This window comes from Sinorhizobium sp. KGO-5 (genome assembly GCF_036245905.1).
In the GTDB taxonomy this organism is placed as follows: Bacteria; Pseudomonadota; Alphaproteobacteria; order Rhizobiales; family Rhizobiaceae; genus Sinorhizobium; species Sinorhizobium meliloti_A.
Genome location: NZ_BDIZ01000006.1, coordinates 295,985 through 311,975 on the forward strand (window position 1 = coordinate 295,985; position 15,991 = coordinate 311,975).

The following is a 15,991-nucleotide window of genomic DNA, read 5'->3' on the forward strand; positions in this document are numbered from 1 at the left end:
AGACCCGTAATCTGGCGGGTTTTTGGCCCGGGATCCCACTGAGTTGCGGCTCTCTTTGAACTAGCTTCGAGGTACAACTCGACAGAGGTGGGACTTCCTGCAGACCATGCTGCGGCTCGCGGTTAGACGAACGGGAAAACAAACTCTTCCCATTCAGAGGTCTCTTTCTCTAAGCTAGTCACGCATGAGCGCGATGGGCTACCAATGACCGATCATATACGCCGACATTTTCTCCAAGGGATAGGCGCTGTAGCCGCAATACCCATAGGGTCCAAGCTCACGAGCCAAGCTTCATCTCTCGAACGGACAGCTCTGGGCAATACGCTTCACGTCCCTACCAGAAATGCAATGAAGGCCATTGCTCCTGTGAAAGACGCAACGATTGTTCTTACCGAACCGGGTCGGGAAGGGATATTCAAGTTGCGTTCCGGCAACTACTCCTCACACATCGCCGCCGACCCTCTCGAAGGGGTATTCATTAAAGTCGATTCTGCTGCTGCCTCAGAATGCGCTTTGGTGCGAATATGTGACGAACTGGACGTCTCCTGGTTTGGAGCTGTGGGCGATGGCTCCGATGCGACACCAGCGTTTGCCGCTGCTATCTCCCTCTCACATTTCCTTGGGCTGAATCGCATCGTCTGCAAGGACGCCACAAGGCAATTTAAAATTGTAGGGCTTAATATCGCAACTAACATAGTGATTGATCTTGGCGGCGCTACGGTGTTGGGAGACTTCGGACCTTGGGGCAGACACTCCAGCAATGGAACTCCTATCTACTGGACCAGGAACATCTTCCATTCCGTGGCGGCGGAAGCTCCTTCCGTGAAACTTAAAAATATGACGCTAAACGGTCAGTCTGATCCGGGATTCCAAATGATTGGCGGCGTGCCAATGATCGACTTCCGAGGCGGGGCATCGCCTGGTCGTTGCGTCATTGAAATTGAGAGTGTGACCGTCACTAGAGGATCGAACCGAATTTATACTGCGGGCAGTGGCACTAGCTATCCAAGACTCTTGCTCGATGCCAGAAACATGGAAATCCTTGTCTACAATGCGGATGAGTTGTGGATCAACGACGTGGAGATCCGTTCTTGTCCTGGCGAAATGATCCAAGTTCAGTCGGATGACGAAAGGACGAGAGTTCGCATCGATAAGCTCTTCGCTACCAAGGCCCGCGATAGCAACCCGTCGTCCCGGTGGTCCGGCTCCGCTCTGAACGTTCTCAACTGCCATCCAACGAGTGCGATTAGGAATAGCCGGTTTTATTATCTCGCTAAGTCAGCACTCAATTGGGAGTCCGCCGGAGGGCTTATAGAAACCTGCGAGTTCGAGAACGTCAGCGACAGCAACGCAATCGATTTCAACGAAGCATCTTCTTATAGATTCAACCAAGTCGTGGTTCGCAATTGCTCCTTCCAGGACATTTCGGCGGTGGGTATTCGCGCATCGTCGTCCAATGCTCTGTTCGAGAGCAACACGTTTGAGAAAGTGAATATTTGCATTTCGTTTGAAGGCGACGTCGTCGGTGAGGCCACTAGAGGAAGCTGGCTGAAGACCAACGATATCACGCTTGCGAACAACTTCGTTCGAAACTGCTGGATAAAATCATTCGATCCTAGTCACCCGGACAGGGTGGGAATCCGAGTTCTGGGCAAAGACTCCACCAACCCCATTTCTGTTGCAATCGAAGGGGCGGCCATCGTCGACCGGCAACCTACGGACGGTAAAGCCCGGTATGGTATATATGCAAAAAATGCCCGACTTCGACTCTCAGGCTACTTTGGAGACGGTGTTGCTGCGCTGATCTATCTGAATGGAACGGTGGTCGTAAGAGGCCAAGATATGATTGTAGCTCCTGAAGTCGGGCAAACGGTTCATACATTTCAACTAGCGAGTGTAACACTCGGCAGAAAGGCATTAATCCTCGATAACATAGTTCGCCAGACACCGCTTGGCGCAGGCAATTACGATTTCTGCGTGGGCTCCTCTAACGTGGATGTTGACGCAATCCACATAAATAGCTCTCCTGATTTCGCCGGCGTTTCAAATTACAATGCTGCGATTTCAAGAGATGGCAAGCTAGCCGGAACCGCGACCTGCAGCTCAACACGTACGGAGGCTGGACTATCGATAAGCACCACGGTAACGGTCACCGGCGCTCGGCTTGGGGATAGGGCGGAGGCTTTCGTCAGCTCGAACCAGAATGGCCTGGTCATATCGGCTTATGTGAGTTCCAACAACACCGTCACAGTTATCTATTTCAATCCAACCGGTAGGGCTATCGATCTGGCCGCTCATAAGGTAACGGCGTGGGTATGGAAGCCGCCAACTTAAGGTGGGGCATCAGCGTCAGTGATTTCTGAGCGTCCAACGTGAAGTGTGAACACGGTCAATCGGCCGACAAAAATCGCAATGGCAACTTAGGAGGATAAAGCGAATCTAGTGCAATTGTATGATCGAGACCGAAGAACAGGCTTTCGTCGCGCATCCGCCCGTTGAAGGACTCGATATAACCGTTCTGCATCGGCTTTCCCGGTGCGATGTAGCGCCACTCGACCTTGTGCTCCTTTGACCACGCGAGGATTGCGTTCGACGTGAATTCCGCGCCATCGTCGGAGACAATCATGCCGGGCTTGCCGCGCCGCTCGGGGAGCGCCGTCAATTCGCGAGCAACACGACGGCCGGAGATCGAGGTGTCGGGGATCGCTGCCGGGCATTAGCGCGTCACGTCATCGACGATGTTGAGCACGCGAAATCTGTAAGGCCGTATGTCCTTCTTCGGGAGTGAGGCGGCTCGCCCTAGACTGTTCTTCCGAGGGTTGCTCGGACAGGCCGGGCCGATCCTCATAACAGGAGGACGAGCCGCCTCACTCCCGAAGAAGGACATACGGTCTTACCGAAATCTTCTTCCGCAGGCGAACTGATCATGGACGAAATCCAGCGACCAGCGGGAATTGGCCTTCGCTTCGACCAGTATCGGCGCACGCGTGCCGACAGCACGCCGCCTGGCTTTCCGCTTGCGAACCGAAAGCCCTTCCTCGCGATACAGCCGATAGATGCGGTTGACGCCGGACGGCTCTCCCACCCGCCTGAGCAGGACGAACAGCCGCCGGTAACCGAAACGCCGTCGCTCGTTGGCGAGGTCGCGAAGCTTCTTCCGCCGTTCGCCCTCTGACGTATCCGTCCGGTGAGGACCGCGGGGGTTACTGCTTCGAACCTTCGGTTTTTGTGACAGGCTTGGGTGGCGCGTCACCCATTTCTCTGCGCACGTTGATGATGTGCTGAAGATTATCGATGCCGTCCTCCGTGAAGACAACGATAGGCTCGCTCAATTCTGAGGCTGGGAAGCTGTCGTAGGCGCTGAGGCGTCCGTCCTCGGAGAACATTCCGATGGAGCAATCGTGGAGAAAGTCCTCGTCCTCCTCGAGCATTTCGGCCACGTATTTGAGGGTGTAGAGAGAGGTGTTGCGGTATCCCATCGTCGGTCCAATTCTTCGGTCAGGCAGCCTTTTCGGTAGCCACTTTCAAAGAAGACCAGTTCCACGGCAACAACTCTTCGAGCCGTGCGACCGGCATGTCCGCAATGCGGGCGAGAACATCGGCAAGCCATGCCTGTGGATCGACGTCATTGAGCTTAGCGCTCGTGATCAGCGTTGCCATGAGGGCGGCGCGGTCAGCACCACGATCGGAGCCGGCGAAGAGCCACGACTTCCTGCCGAGAGCGAAGCCACGCAGCGCCCGTTCGGCGGCATTATTCGTCAGGCAGACCCGGCCGTCACCAAGGAATGCCGTGAACCCGTCCCAGCGCTTCAGCATGTAATCGATCGGCTCAGTGACCGGTGAACTGCGCGACAGCTTTGTTCGCTCAGATCGAAGCCAGGTCTGAAGCTCATCAACGAGCGGACGGCTGTCCTTCTGACGTCGTTGCAGGCGTTCGCTTGGGGCAAGTCCGTTGATGTCACGTTCGATATCAAAGAGAGCGTCGATGCGCTTGACGGCCTCGAGCGCAACCGGCGAGATCGCGGCAGCATTCTTGCCGCGTTTGGCGTTGGTGGCGATGTCGGCGAGCACGAAGAATTTGCGACGCGCATGTGCCCAACACAGCGCCTGCGTCAGCGGAACGGGATCGCGATCCACCTTGAACAGCGGATTGTAGCCGCCATAGGCGTCCGCCTGCAGAAAGCCGGTGAAGTTCTTCAGATGGCGTTCGGGATGCTCCTGCCGCCGGTCGCGCGAGGCATAATAGAGTGCCGCCGGCGGGGACTGTCCGCCGAACGGCCGGTCATCCCTGACGTAGGTCCAGATGCGACCCGTATCGGTCTTGCCCTTCGCCAGGATCGGCACGGTAGTGTCGTCGCCATGCAGCCGCTCGGCGGCCAGCACATGCGCCTCGATCAGCGCATGCAGCGGCTTGAGCGCCGCGGCGCAGGCCCCGACCTGGTCGGCAAGCGTCGACAGGCTGAGATCGATACCCTCGCGGGCATAACGCTCGCTTTGTCGGTTCAGCGGCTGATGCTGACCGAACTTCTCGAACAGGATCATTGCCAAGAGGTTCGGCCCGGCAAAGCCGCGCGGCGTCACATGGAAGGGTGCCGGCGGCTGGGTGATCTTCTCGCATTCGCGGCAGGAGTACTTCTCCCGCACGGTCTGGATCACCTTCCACTGACGCGGGATCACCTCCAGCGTCTCGGTGACGTCTTCACCCAGCTTCGCCAGCTTGGCAGAACCGCAGCACGGGCAGCTCGCCGGGGCGGCAATGACGACGCGCTCGCGCGGCAGATGCTCGGAAAACGGCTTGCGCGATGGACGCTGCGCTCGAAGGCCCTGACCGTCGAGGAACGTGCCGCCATCTCCGCCGCCAGTTCGTCTTCGCTGGCGTCGGCCTCCAACTCCTCGAGCTGCAACTCCATCTGTTCGAGAAGCCGGGCCTTGCGCTCCGAGCGACTGCCGTGGATGTCGCGCTTCAGCTTCTCGATCTCGAGCCGCAGCCGGGCGATCAGCGCATCCGAGTGTGCGTTCACGGCCTGGGCGCGGGCGGCAAGTGCTTCGGCTTCGCGGCGGGCTGCACGCTCGGCGAGGATCATCGCGTGCGCACTGGCGAGGTCGTCGGGAAGCAGATCGGCCGCATCGGTCATGGCGGGATGGAATCATATTCGCTCCCGCCATGCCAGCGGTTTTGCTCATCCCGCCGACGTCGGACGCCAGGTTTTTTGCGGCATTCGCCAGTCGATGCCTTCAAGCAGATAACCGAGCTGCGCCGGCGTGATCACCACCGTGCCGTCGGCCGCCGACGGCCAGATGAAGCGACCGCGCTCGAGCTTCTTTGTGAACAGGCAGGCACCCTGGCCATCGTGCCAGATCACCTTGATCAGGCCGCCGCTCCGGCCCCGGAAGACGAACAGATGGCCGCTCATCGGATCGCGCTTCAACGTCTCCTGTACCATCAGCGACAGGCCGGGAAAGCCTCTGCGCATGTCGGTATAGCCCGTCGCCAACCAGACCTTCACACCGCTCGGGACCGGGATCATCGCCGCTCCAGCACATCGAGGATGCGGGCCAAGGCTTCGGTGTCGACGTCGCTCTCGACGCGCAGGCGACGGCCACCACCAAGCTCGATTGTCACTAGGCTGGTCTTGTTGCGCGGTCGGCAGATCGGTGGCGGCTCCGCGGGCGTCCGCGGCGCTGGCAATGCCTCGACCACCTCCACCGGAACGAGATGCGGAACGGACGGCGCGGATATCTGGCAGAGTTCCTTGCGCCAGCGGAAAAGCTGGCTCACATGAATGCCGGCCGATCGCGCGATCCCGGAAACGCGGGCCCCCGGCTCAAATGTCGCCGCGACCAGCCGCTCCTTCTCCTCCCGCGGCCAGCGCCGACGCCGCTCCACCGACGTAATCACCTCAACAAGCTGCTTTGTCATAGGACTACTCCTAGTGTTTGCACTAGGACTTGCAGCCTTCAACCGGCCTCATCAAGACGGCACTCACCGGAGGGGTACCCTCTGACGGTCGGCGTGACCGATAGCGCACCATCTTCCGGTCAGCGGAGATGATCTGGCAGGCCCGCCGCTCCGAGAGGCCGATGACGGCCTTCAGATGCGCGACGGCTTCACGCTTGGCGGCGGGCCCTACCATTTTTTTGCAAGAAGCTTGCGGAGTGCGGCGGCATCCAGCCATCCAGCATCTGCTCGGCGAGCAGCTTCTTCAGCTTGGCGTTCTCCTCTTCGAGCGCCTTCAGGCGCTTCGCCTCGGAAACCTCCATGCCCCCGTATTTGGCTTTCCAATTGTAAAATGTCGCGTCCGAAATCCCATGCTTGCGGCAGAGGTCCGCCACCTTCGCGCCAGCCTCCTGCTCCTTCAGTACCGCAATAATCTGCTCTTCCGTAAATCTCTGCTTCTTCATGCGTCCGTCCTTCAATAGGCCGGACTCTAATCCCAAACTGGAGGAAATTGCCCGTGGCAGGTCAGCGCCAGAGGAGGGGGCGGGCACTCTCAAGAGGTTTGGGACCTAGTGCCGCATTAATTCGCGGCGCCACGATAATACGATCTCTGAATGACGCGGATGCATCCGAGCTTCCATGGTTTCGATATGCCGACGATGGGCTCGTGCATTACCGGAACAACCAACAAGCCGAGGCCCTCAAGGCGGAGCTGAGTTCTCGGGTAAGCGACAAGGACACATCTATGTCCAGCAAGTTCTGGTGCCAGAACTCAAAATCGGCGACATCGTCATCCTCAACAATCTCGGCTTCCATAAAGATCAGGAGATCCGCGTTGCCGTCCGCAAGGTCAGCGCCCGTCTATTCTCCCTGCCGAAATATCCCGATCGGAAAGCTCTTCGCCAAGATCAAGCACTGGTTGACTGGTTGACTGGTTACGTGAGGCACAGGCCAGATCACTGGCCCTGGCTCAAACGTTGCCGCGGCTAGTCGCTCCTTGTCCTCTCGAGACCAGCGCCGCCGCCGTTCGACCGACAAATCACCTTAACAAGCTGCTTTGTTATAAAACAAGTGCTAGTGCTTGCACTAGGACTTGCAGTTTTCAGCCTAGGTTAGCAAGGCGGCCGTCACCGGAGGGGTACGCAGGATGTGGGCCGTCGAGTCGAGCAGCGCCTAGACATAGCCGCCGGGCTTCGAGCCGAAGCGCGTCGCCATTTCGTGAACCAGAAGGGCGCCGACGACGCGGAAATGGGTGGCGAGATCGCCCATGTCAGTCACCCGAACGGATAGAGTATGCGGCCGATGATCCGGTACTTCCGCTCAGATAGGCTGCGGAAGAAGCGGATCGGGTCGGCCCTGAAGTCTTCGACATCGCGATCACTGCCAATCTTGCGGATCACCGGCGTGACGAAGGCGGTCAGCAGATGGCGCCAACCGAAAAGGCCGTAAGGCCCCCAGGCGCGCCATTGCGGCCGCGGCGGGCCAAGGCCCTGCGGCGAGTCGAGCTGTCTTCTGATCGCGGCCACGGTTGCTTCGAATGAGGTTTGCGCTCCAGTCTCGGGATCGAAATAGCGAGGATAAAGCAGATAGGCGCCAGCGAAAAGCGCTTCGATGCTCAGGCATCGCCCGCGGCGCGGGTTCGGCTGGCGGTCATCCGTTAAGCCCCATCCGGAGTAGAAGGGACAGCCGGCGGTCGTAACCCTGATGCCGCGCAGGAGCGCCTCAAAGCCGCCAAGCGAGGTGATCGTATAGACGTGGTCGACGGTGCGCATCGCCTCGGCCAGCGGCAGGCTCTCGGTCACGAGTTCGCAAAGATGTGCCACTTCGGTGGGGTCGGACCTTGCCGGGCGGGCGCGGCTCAGCACGTCCGGATGCGGCTTGTAGAGGATCTGGGCGTCCGCTTGCTCTGAAGCCGCGAGCCGCACCAGGTCGTTGTTGGTCATGCGGCTGAGGCAGCCGTAGCGGATCGAAGCATCGTCCTCCACCTGGCCGACGACCAGCACCCGCCTGCGCGTCTTCTCGCCATAGACCTCCTCGGCGGTGCGCCGGCGCGCGCCGTTATATTTGCTAATGCCGCTTTCGATGAGAAGCGCGATGCCAGCGCGCGCACGCTCCATCAGTGCCGCATCAGCTTCGAAGTCATAGGTCTTCAGCAGCACCTCGAGGTCGGAGGCATGCCGGCAATCGAAATAAAGCGCCCTGCCGTCGAGCGCCAAGGAGAGCGGAGGCGTGCGGCTGGCGCTCGGCCGGGCCGAGCGAAGGAAACCGTCCTCAATGAAAGTGACGGGAATATTCCGCGCTTTTGCCAGAGCCTCCACTGGGCCCGGCAGCTCCGGCCCCCAGGCGAGAAATTCGGCGTCCTTCTCGGCCAGGATCCGCGGCTTCCAGACGCGCTCGAATTCGCGCTCGCCGACATTCATGGGGAGAAAGCGGAAGTGCCTGTCGGGGAAATATCGCTCGAAAGACTCTCTCTTCCATCCGATGATCTGGACGGCAAAGGTCGTCACCGGCTCCAGTGTGGGAGCGGAGGGAATAGTTGCGAAATCTTCCCTTTGTCGTCGCGTTACCGCCATCGGCGCCTTGGATCCGAAAAAGCAGACTGCTATCTACACACCCTGCGGTCGATCCGCCAGTCTCAAGCGCTTACCAATTGTCACAAATTATTGGTCTCGGACGGTCGCCCGTTCAAGCTCTCCGAGTCGTTCGGTGCAAATCATCTCGACAAGGCTGAGGAGGTGTTCGGTTCGCTCGAGCAGCCAGCTAAGCGCCTCCTCGCTTATCTCGAAATGCTTCGAATAGCGTGCTTTTACATAGGCCTCGTTTAGAATGTTGAACCAGCCAATATGGCGCTGATGATCGCGAGGCCATACCTCTGCGATGCGTCGGTCTTGCCCGTCTGCGAGGCCGCGCAAATGCTTCAGATTATGGGAAGCAGGGCTATAGTTCGTCAAAACAAGCAACAGAGCGGCATAGGCTTGTTCAATCGATTGATGTAGCAAGAAGGCCGCCTCCTTCAAATCATTCTCGCCGACGCAAAAGGCTGCCGTTTTTATAAATACCCTGGCATGAGGCAGCCGATCGTCGAAATGCTCTTTGGCTAGTCGGTAGGCCTCGGTTGGCGTTTGTGGCTTGGGCTCTGCGAGTGGCGTGTCGTCCAACTCGTAGATCGCGACGCCATCGCGGCGGATGTCAACGAAGAAGGGTTGCCCTTCGTATAAGGCCGTATTCACCTCCCGACGCGAATGGACAATGAGGCTTACCGGCGTCTGAACGTCCGACAGATGCATCAGCCGGTCCTCAGCCTTTGACCAGTAGGTAGCAAAATCCGTCAGCCGCCGGTCGTTGACCACGACCAAAAGATCGTAATCGGATTTGTAGCCCTTCCTCGTGTGCGGTTCGTCGACCCAAGTACCGCGGGCGTAAGAGCCATACAGAATGATTTTGAGAAGACGACCGCGTTTCTTGAAATTGCTCGTCCCGCCCTTCAGCGCGTCTTCGAATTCCTCGTGAATGACTTCGACGATACGAGCGAGCTCCCGCTGCTTCTTCTCCGGCAGGTGCTCAAGGCTCGATCTCATCGATGACTGTGCGTTTTTCTCTTCGGCCATTCCCTTGAATCCACTGACTGAATCACTGCCATGGTAGATCGCAGTCGGTCTTGTGCATACCCGTAAATTCCTGTTGATCACGCGATACCCGGCGATCTGCGGTGGCCGCCGCGCGAGAGGCTGAATGCAGCCGTTGGCGGTTTGCGGTGTTAAGCGATGCTGTTCTCGGAGGTCTCCTTATGAAGGAAAGGGGGCAGGAACTGTCAATTCAGCCTCGGGCGTTGCGCCGAATGGACGCATCATTTGGCGCCCCGAACTGAAGCTTAGAAGCGTGGCGATCGCCGGATCGTCTTCGCGCCTTGAACAAGTAGGAACGCATGTCGGCCGCTACGATCATTGCAGACATTGCAAGTTGTTAGTGCAGCGTAGACGGGGTAGACCTGGACGCCAAGCGGAGCAACTTGCCGGGCGCAGTCGGTCCCGGCTTCCGCCCTTCGGGCGGCGCTTCTCTAATCGGCGGGTCGAGGTCAAGTGCTTTTCGAGCTTTCCACTTGGTGCGGCGTTCGACGTTTCTTCGCGGTCCGTGCTTCTCTCCGGGATCGGCAATCAGCCCTCCCACCATGGGGTTCAGTAGATGAAGTGGTCCAATCTATGCTGCAACCTGATGACGTGTCATCATCGGTATAGCGCCGCGCACGAACTCACATCACCATCGTCCGCGAAGGACGTCTTCCGCCGCGAGGCGGAACTTTGAATATGCTTTCCCTGATTTCGTGAGACCCAACTTTCTTACACGGGCATGGGGCCGGCCGCTTCCCGCGTCCACCGGAATTCTCTGTCCCGTCTACGCACATTCGATGCATCTCCTCGAACGTCCCTGCAGACACCACGCCGACCTTAAGCCCGAAGTCGCGCAGGAGCCCACCCATATCGTTCTCGAGCGCGATCGCCTTTTCCTGCAGCAGCGAGCGAGCCGTCAGCAGGGCACGACGCTTCTGGCTTGTGAGCGTCTTCACGTGCACATTCTTGAAAAGACCGACCCGCATCATGTGCGCAATGCCCCGAGCGTCGTTGCGGTCACTTTTGTTCGTTCGCGAAGCTTTTAGGAAGCCCTTCGTATGACGCGTCTCGATGCAGAATACGGGGAGGCCGGCCTTCGCCAGTCCGTCGAAAAGCCATTGGGACATTGGTCCCGCCTCCAGGCCAATACGCTCCAAGCTGAGTGCGGGATTGCTCAGGATAGTGACTAAATCTTCCGGGTGAGATACCACCTTTTTCTCTTGGCAGGTCCTTCCGCTTGCATCGACAATACAGACGCTCGTTTCTTTGACAGAGACGTCGAGGCCGGCGTAATGTTGCATGGCTGCGCTTCCTCTTTCTGATGCTTGTGGCTGTTACGAACAGGCCACGTTTTATCATCAGCTCGGAGCGCAGCACCTTCCTTCTGGTCGGCGAAGATGGGGCACGAAGCCGATTACCCCATCTATGCTAAGCCTCCTGCGGCTGCGCTGTTAACCGGTCAAGTTGCGCGCGAACTGGCTTCGACGCTGAAGCGTCTGCGCCTGGTACGCTCATTTCACTTGGCCATGGCCCTGGCGGGCCAGCTGCAGCATCCCAGGTCATCACGGTGCTGCGGGGAGGGGGCAGGTTCACTGCTCTCGCAAACAGGCTGGAGCTCGGTTTCGTCGTTCCGCGGCAGGCTGTATGAGGCAAGATAGGCGGTGACTTCTCCCAGCCAGCAGTCCGGTTTTCGATTTCTTGGCTCCGGCCACATCGATCAGATCGGCGCCAAGATTGGCACCCCGCACTTCGATGACGGAGTTGCAACCAACAAATCGGTTTGGAGGCCATCACCTCTTACGGCCTAAGGTATGCGAGGAGAGGCCGGTCGTTGTGTGGGTCACTCCGTCGTGGTTTGAGAAGTCGTGGTCAGACGAAGCAGGTCTCGCTCCGGTGCTGCCCGGCGATGCGCTGACCGGCATCAGGACCGTCTTTGAGGAGTTCGTCGGCATCCCGACGGGAAATCGCATGGGACGAGCCGACACTCGCTGCATGCGCCTTTCAAGTGGCCGAAGAGCTCGCTCTCGATCATATCGGGCGAGACGGCACCGCAGTTGATCGGGGATAGCAAACAACGAGAGCGGGGCTGTGTGGACGATACGTTGACGGCGCTGGGCGCGACGCGTCATCCCGACCGGCCCAGCCTGTCGCGGCTTCGCCACGCACGGGCTGCCCGCAACACGCTTCTTGACCGTTGGGTGGAAGGTCAGAAAAAGATGACCTCAGGGTTAGCATAAACTGGAGCGGCGACGATCGGCTTGGATGTTGCTCCTGCTGAAGTTCACCGAAGGCTCATATTCGGCGCAGAGGAGAGAGATGCGTCCAAATAAATGGGCGGCATTTTTTTCTCGTTTCGGTCAGCTCTTGGTTTTGATGCGATCGCCCGCAAGCTGAAACTCGGCGAAGGCACCGTGAAGATCCACAGGGCAGCACTGTTTCGAAGCCTGCAGTCAGGAACCGCCAGGAGGCCGCCGCGGCTGGGAGACCGGCACTTCGATCTTCGCGAAGGCCGAACGTCATTTTCCGAGATCTTTGGCGATTTGAGTTCGATTGGGAACGCGTAGGACGTTACCGAAATTCACGTCCGCCGCCTGAGCGGTGCGGAGCGTGATCAGCGTTACTCCGGAAGTGGCGCGACGCCGCCTCCGTCCGGTTGTGAACATTCATCTTTCTATAGATGTTGCGGATATGCACTTTGACAGTATTTTCGGAAAGCCCGAGACGATCGGCGATGTTTTTGTTCTGCGTGCCAATACAGATGAGATCGAGAATCTGCATCTCGCGCATCGTCAGAAGGCCTTCGCCAAAGTCGGTCTTGCGTTCCAGATCGCTGTCTTCCGAAGACGCCTGCTTTTGCGCGACAAGGCCGCACTCTGCGGACCCTCTCGGCGCCTGGCGCCGAAGCAACGCGGCGGGAAAATGCTCACCGCCCTTCATCAAAAGCTCGATGGCGGTAAGGCATACGTCGAGATTGAGATTCAGGGGCAGCACGCCGTGAATCAAACCTGCGTTGACAAATCCCGCGATCGACGAGTCGAGCTCGTCCCCATTCTGCACCATGAGACCGATCGCGGCCCTCGGATGGTACTCCTGGATCGTCCTCAGTATCGATGGAAATGCTGCCACCGGCAGGCGATAGAGCAAGACCAGGCTTACGTCGATAAGATCGCAGTCCAGGAGACGGTCGGCATCGGAAAGGCTTATAACGTCCTGACCTTGAAAATGCACGCTGATCGCCTGCGTCAGACATTCGGCGAGCAGGTCGGATTTCGCGAGCATTACAATCTTGCTCTTCTTCGACGATACCTTTTTGTTATCTTCAGAATTGCTCAAGGTCGAGTTTATTCGCATTTACCCCTCCTTGTAGCTAACTATTTATTAGGTAATATTGACCTCAACCTAAATATGTAAAAATGCCATCGAGCATAGCTCTAGATGCGCTATCGAATTGCTTATTGCAATAATTCAGATGATGGCAACAATTATAGTAATTTAACGTTCAGTAGACCGCTAGTGCCGCGACCCAATACTTGGCGATAATTGCATTTTATAGATACAACTATCGACCACCATTGTCATTATCGCCCAGTTTCGAAAGTTATCGGGCCGTTCATTTCTACTCAAAATGGACTAGCTCAGATCGTCGGCAATCAGGGTACAGCGCCTGAGGAGCGATTTGCTTATCCCCCTCGCCTTGGACGGAATCGTACGAGCGTATTGAACCGTCCAAGGAAACCGTCGCGGTATTCCTCGGCCGAGCGACCTCGACGGAGGTTTGGCGCGCATCATCTGTACCAGAGCGCGCAGGTTCTTCATTCGGTGCCAGTGTTCGCCGGCAAGAATGTCGTTCTGTGCCTCGCGCTCCCGGCGCGCCGTGGCATCCACATGGAGAGAAGCAAGGTGCGGCTGTTACCGTCGGGGTGGACCAGCCGGTGCGCGCTCACGAGCATCGTCCTGCGACCGAGGCTCGGAAGATCGTGCTTGACCTCATACTCTGCTAAAAGTTCGCCCGACTGGCGCATCTCCTTATGTGCCGTCCCTCACAGCGGAAGTCCCATTACAGCGACACCATGTTTGATTTTGCACGCGATAATCTCCTTTTCATCGCACCGACGCCGACCAGATCACCGTGTTCAAGAACAAAGGCGGTGCACATCTCGACCTTTTCACCGCCTCCGCGGTGGCACAGACGCTCAACTCGAGCCTCAGAGGCCGTTTGAAAACAGGGTGGCAGTTCAAGGCGATCCATGAGTCAAGCTTCTGATGCGGACAGCCCGGATGGCCACTGCCGGTGTTGGGCACCTCAAGCATGCGTTGTAAGGCCAGGCGACACCCTGTAGTTAGACTAAGACTAGAACTACACCTTGGAGATTGGAAACATGGCGCTCAAGCGGATGGACAACGTTGGAATCGTCGTTGAAGACCTCGGAGAGACGATTGATTTCTTTCTCGAACTCGGGCTCGAGCTCGAAGGGCGGACCACGATCGAGGGAGAATGGGCCGGACGTATCACCGGACTGGGCCATCAGCGTGTCGAGATTGCCATGATGCGCACGCCGCACGGCCACAACCGGCTCGAGCTCTCCTGCTTCCTCACGCCCCCTGTCGTCGCAGATCACCGGAACGCACCGGTTAACGCCTTAGGCTACCTCCGCGTCATGTTCGCCGTGGACGACATCGACGAGACGCTTGAAAAGCTCCGCACGCGCGGCGCGCAGCTCGTGGGCGAAGTAGTCCAGTATAAAGAAGCGTATCGGCTCTGCTACATCCGAGGGCCTGAAGGGCTTCTCATCGGGCTCGCCCAAGAACTCAGCTAAGCGCAGACGAAGACAAAGGGCGAAGAGTAACCAGTGTCAGCGAGCGCGTCCGGAAATGTTCTGGCGCGACGCTGGGGCGTCGAGCGGACCCTCGGCTGGATGACACGATGGCAGCACCCGTCCGCGATCACGAGGCCCGGATCGACGTGCAAGAAGCCATGACGCCTTGGGCGGTCTTCTGCTGCGATGTATCAGCCACTGACGTTTTTCAAAGGGACTGTCAGGCGAGGCCTGCATGCCGTTGAAGCCACCTTGCGGCCCTCGATCGAACTCTTCGACAGGTTGGTCGGGCATCCTCATCGCCTAAAAGCGCAAGCTTGCAGCCTTCGGCGTATAATGCTTTGATTAATTCAGCCATTCGAGCCTCCTGTCGGCTCCACAATCTGAGTTTTGGCGTTCGCATTTGCTACCTAATTTCCGGATTTGTGCCGCTTTCCCAGTCCGGAGGACGGCTCACTTCCACCTCAGAGGCTGTTTCGCACAAACGGTTTGGTGAAAATCGGCGCGGGAGTTGATCATTGCACCGCGCCAGCCTGATTTGTCGCTGAGTTACCATTTCGGCCTGCGATCAAAGGAAGAAATCGTCGACGCGCAGGCTCGTGACGCCGTTCACCCTGATCTGGAAATCGGCGTAGCCGTCGCCATTGACGTCGCCCGAGATGATCCCCGAGCGGAAATTGAGCTCTCCGGCCTCGCCCGAGAAGGCGTTGCTGCCGACATAGGTAAAGCTCTGATTTCCGCTCCAGGTCGTATCGGCGTCGATCGTTGAAAGGTCGATGACGTCGTATTCGGCCCGGCGGAAGTCGGTGATTACGTCGCGGCTGCTGCCGACCGCCGTTTCCCCGATCGCGTTGAAATCGAATGTGTCCGTCCCGGTGCCGCCTGCCAGATAGTCGAAGCCGCTGCCGCCGCGCAGGATGTCGGCGCCCGAGCCGCCATAGAGATCGTCGGCGCCGGCGCCCCCATCCAGGAAATCGTTGCCGCCGAGTCCCTCGAGAATATCGTCGCCGCCGAGCCCGCGCAGCGTGTTGGCAGCGGCGCTACCAGTTATGTCGTCATGGCCGTAATTCGTGCCGGTGGCGTTTTCGATGCTGATCAGGTCTTCGCGGCGACCGGTCGCGGTGGTTGCGTACTGGTAGCCAAGGTCGATGGTGACCCCTCTGCCACGTTCCGAGCTCCAGGTGTCCTGGAATTGGTAGCTGATCGTGTCGATGCCGCTGCCGCCGTTGAAGTAGTTGTTGAAGCCGACGGAGAGGAAGGTGTCGTTGCCACTTTCGCCGTAATAGTCGCTGGCGTAGCCTTCGATCTCGAAGCGGTCGTTGCCACTGCCGCCATAGACGATGTCGTGGGAGCTCGCATCACGTGCACGGATGTCGGCAATGTAGAGATCGTTGCCGCCGCCCAGATAGATGTCGTTGCCGCCTTCGAAGGAGTTCACCACGAGGTCATTGCCGTAACCCGCATCGACGAAATTGTATCCGCCGTAGCTGTCTGTCCGGTTCAGGTAGATGTCGTCGTCGCCGTCATAGGCGTAGATCTCGACCGCGATATAGCCGTTCTGCTTGATGATGTCTGCGTAGTTCGTTCCGTAGATGCGCGCAGCCATTGCTGGACCTTTCACAGAAGCC

Annotated in this window: 10 protein-coding genes and 9 pseudogenes; 5 read left to right on the forward strand and 14 right to left on the reverse strand. The window is 58.3% G+C overall.

The features are described 5' to 3' along the window. Positions 1-348 precede the first annotated feature (348 nt). Complete coding sequence (locus BHD07_RS23830; protein WP_338283371.1) at positions 349-2,334, forward strand: hypothetical protein; 1,986 nt, start codon at positions 349-351, stop codon at positions 2,332-2,334. A 118-nt stretch (positions 2,335-2,452) separates the two neighbouring features. Here BHD07_RS23830 and BHD07_RS23835 read toward each other — a convergent pair. From BHD07_RS23835 to BHD07_RS23865, 7 genes and pseudogenes are all read right to left on the reverse strand, one after another. Continuing rightward, positions 2,453-2,758, reverse strand: a pseudogene (locus tag BHD07_RS23835) (integrase core domain-containing protein); the annotation flags it as partial. Positions 2,759-2,905: 147 nt separating this feature from the next. Then, a pseudogene (locus tag BHD07_RS23840) lies at positions 2,906-3,160 on the reverse strand (IS3 family transposase); the annotation flags it as partial. A 43-nt stretch (positions 3,161-3,203) separates the two neighbouring features. After that, positions 3,204-3,479: a hypothetical protein gene (locus tag BHD07_RS23845; RefSeq protein WP_127711580.1), complete on the reverse strand. Its 276-nt coding sequence runs from the start codon at positions 3,477-3,479 to the stop codon at positions 3,204-3,206. A gap of 19 nt (positions 3,480-3,498) precedes the next feature. Then, positions 3,499-5,135 (reverse strand): IS66 family transposase gene (gene tnpC, locus BHD07_RS23850; RefSeq protein WP_338283372.1). Its coding sequence is split into 2 segments (ribosomal slippage): positions 3,499-4,811 and positions 4,811-5,135, totalling 1,638 coding nucleotides; the frame shifts between segments, so codons are not numbered across the junction. A gap of 45 nt (positions 5,136-5,180) precedes the next feature. Then, positions 5,181-5,528 carry an IS66 family insertion sequence element accessory protein TnpB gene (gene tnpB / locus BHD07_RS23855; protein ID WP_027997154.1) on the reverse strand — a complete coding sequence of 116 codons (348 nt, stop codon included), beginning with the start codon at positions 5,526-5,528 and terminating at the stop codon, positions 5,181-5,183. Next, positions 5,525-5,920 carry an IS66-like element accessory protein TnpA gene (gene tnpA, locus BHD07_RS23860; protein ID WP_338283374.1) on the reverse strand — a complete coding sequence of 132 codons (396 nt, stop codon included), beginning with the start codon at positions 5,918-5,920 and terminating at the stop codon, positions 5,525-5,527. The genes tnpB and tnpA overlap by 4 nt, the downstream gene beginning before the upstream one ends. Positions 5,921-5,999: 79 nt before the next feature. After that, positions 6,000-6,402 (reverse strand): annotated as a pseudogene (locus BHD07_RS23865) (transposase); the annotation flags it as partial. Positions 6,403-6,634: 232 nt separating this feature from the next. Between BHD07_RS23865 and BHD07_RS23870 the strand changes: the two are divergent. Beyond that, a pseudogene (locus tag BHD07_RS23870) lies at positions 6,635-6,860 on the forward strand (IS630 family transposase); the annotation flags it as partial. A 254-nt stretch (positions 6,861-7,114) separates the two neighbouring features. On the opposite strand, the pseudogene BHD07_RS23875 reads toward BHD07_RS23870, so the two are convergent. From BHD07_RS23875 to BHD07_RS23895, 5 genes and pseudogenes are all read right to left on the reverse strand, one after another. Continuing rightward, positions 7,115-7,207: pseudogene (locus BHD07_RS23875) on the reverse strand (ABC transporter permease); the annotation flags it as partial. Between the two features lie 5 nt (positions 7,208-7,212). Further along, on the reverse strand, positions 7,213-8,511 hold the full coding sequence (locus BHD07_RS23880; RefSeq protein WP_338283375.1) for a capsular polysaccharide export protein, LipB/KpsS family: 1,299 nt from the start codon (positions 8,509-8,511) through the stop codon (positions 7,213-7,215). A gap of 87 nt (positions 8,512-8,598) precedes the next feature. Further along, positions 8,599-9,516, reverse strand: a complete 918-nt coding sequence (locus BHD07_RS23885) for a nucleotidyltransferase and HEPN domain-containing protein (protein ID WP_338283459.1) — start codon at positions 9,514-9,516, stop codon at positions 8,599-8,601. 812 nt (positions 9,517-10,328) lie between these two features. Next, positions 10,329-10,847 (reverse strand): annotated as a pseudogene (locus tag BHD07_RS23890) (IS110 family transposase); the annotation flags it as partial. Positions 10,848-11,467: 620 nt separating this feature from the next. Next, positions 11,468-11,632, reverse strand: a pseudogene (locus tag BHD07_RS23895) (sigma 54-interacting transcriptional regulator); the annotation flags it as partial. Between the two features lie 292 nt (positions 11,633-11,924). Here BHD07_RS23895 and BHD07_RS23900 point away from each other — a divergent pair. Next, positions 11,925-12,028 (forward strand): annotated as a pseudogene (locus tag BHD07_RS23900) (LuxR C-terminal-related transcriptional regulator); the annotation flags it as partial. 86 nt (positions 12,029-12,114) lie between these two features. On the opposite strand, the gene BHD07_RS23905 reads toward BHD07_RS23900, so the two are convergent. Next, positions 12,115-12,897 (reverse strand): helix-turn-helix transcriptional regulator, encoded by a 783-nt coding sequence (locus BHD07_RS23905; protein WP_338283376.1) that lies wholly within the window; start codon positions 12,895-12,897, stop codon positions 12,115-12,117. Between the two features lie 1,028 nt (positions 12,898-13,925). Here BHD07_RS23905 and BHD07_RS23910 point away from each other — a divergent pair. Both BHD07_RS23910 and BHD07_RS23915 read left to right on the forward strand, forming a co-directional pair. Continuing rightward, on the forward strand, positions 13,926-14,363 hold the full coding sequence (locus tag BHD07_RS23910; RefSeq protein WP_338283377.1) for a VOC family protein: 438 nt from the start codon (positions 13,926-13,928) through the stop codon (positions 14,361-14,363). Positions 14,364-14,420: 57 nt separating this feature from the next. After that, positions 14,421-14,608, forward strand: a pseudogene (locus BHD07_RS23915) (hypothetical protein); the annotation flags it as partial. A gap of 323 nt (positions 14,609-14,931) precedes the next feature. Here the strand turns inward: BHD07_RS23915 and BHD07_RS23920 are convergent. After that, entirely contained in the window at positions 14,932-15,969 is a 1,038-nt protein-coding gene (locus tag BHD07_RS23920) for a calcium-binding protein (RefSeq protein ID WP_338283378.1), read from the reverse strand. Positions 15,970-15,991: the final 22 nt, after the last annotated feature.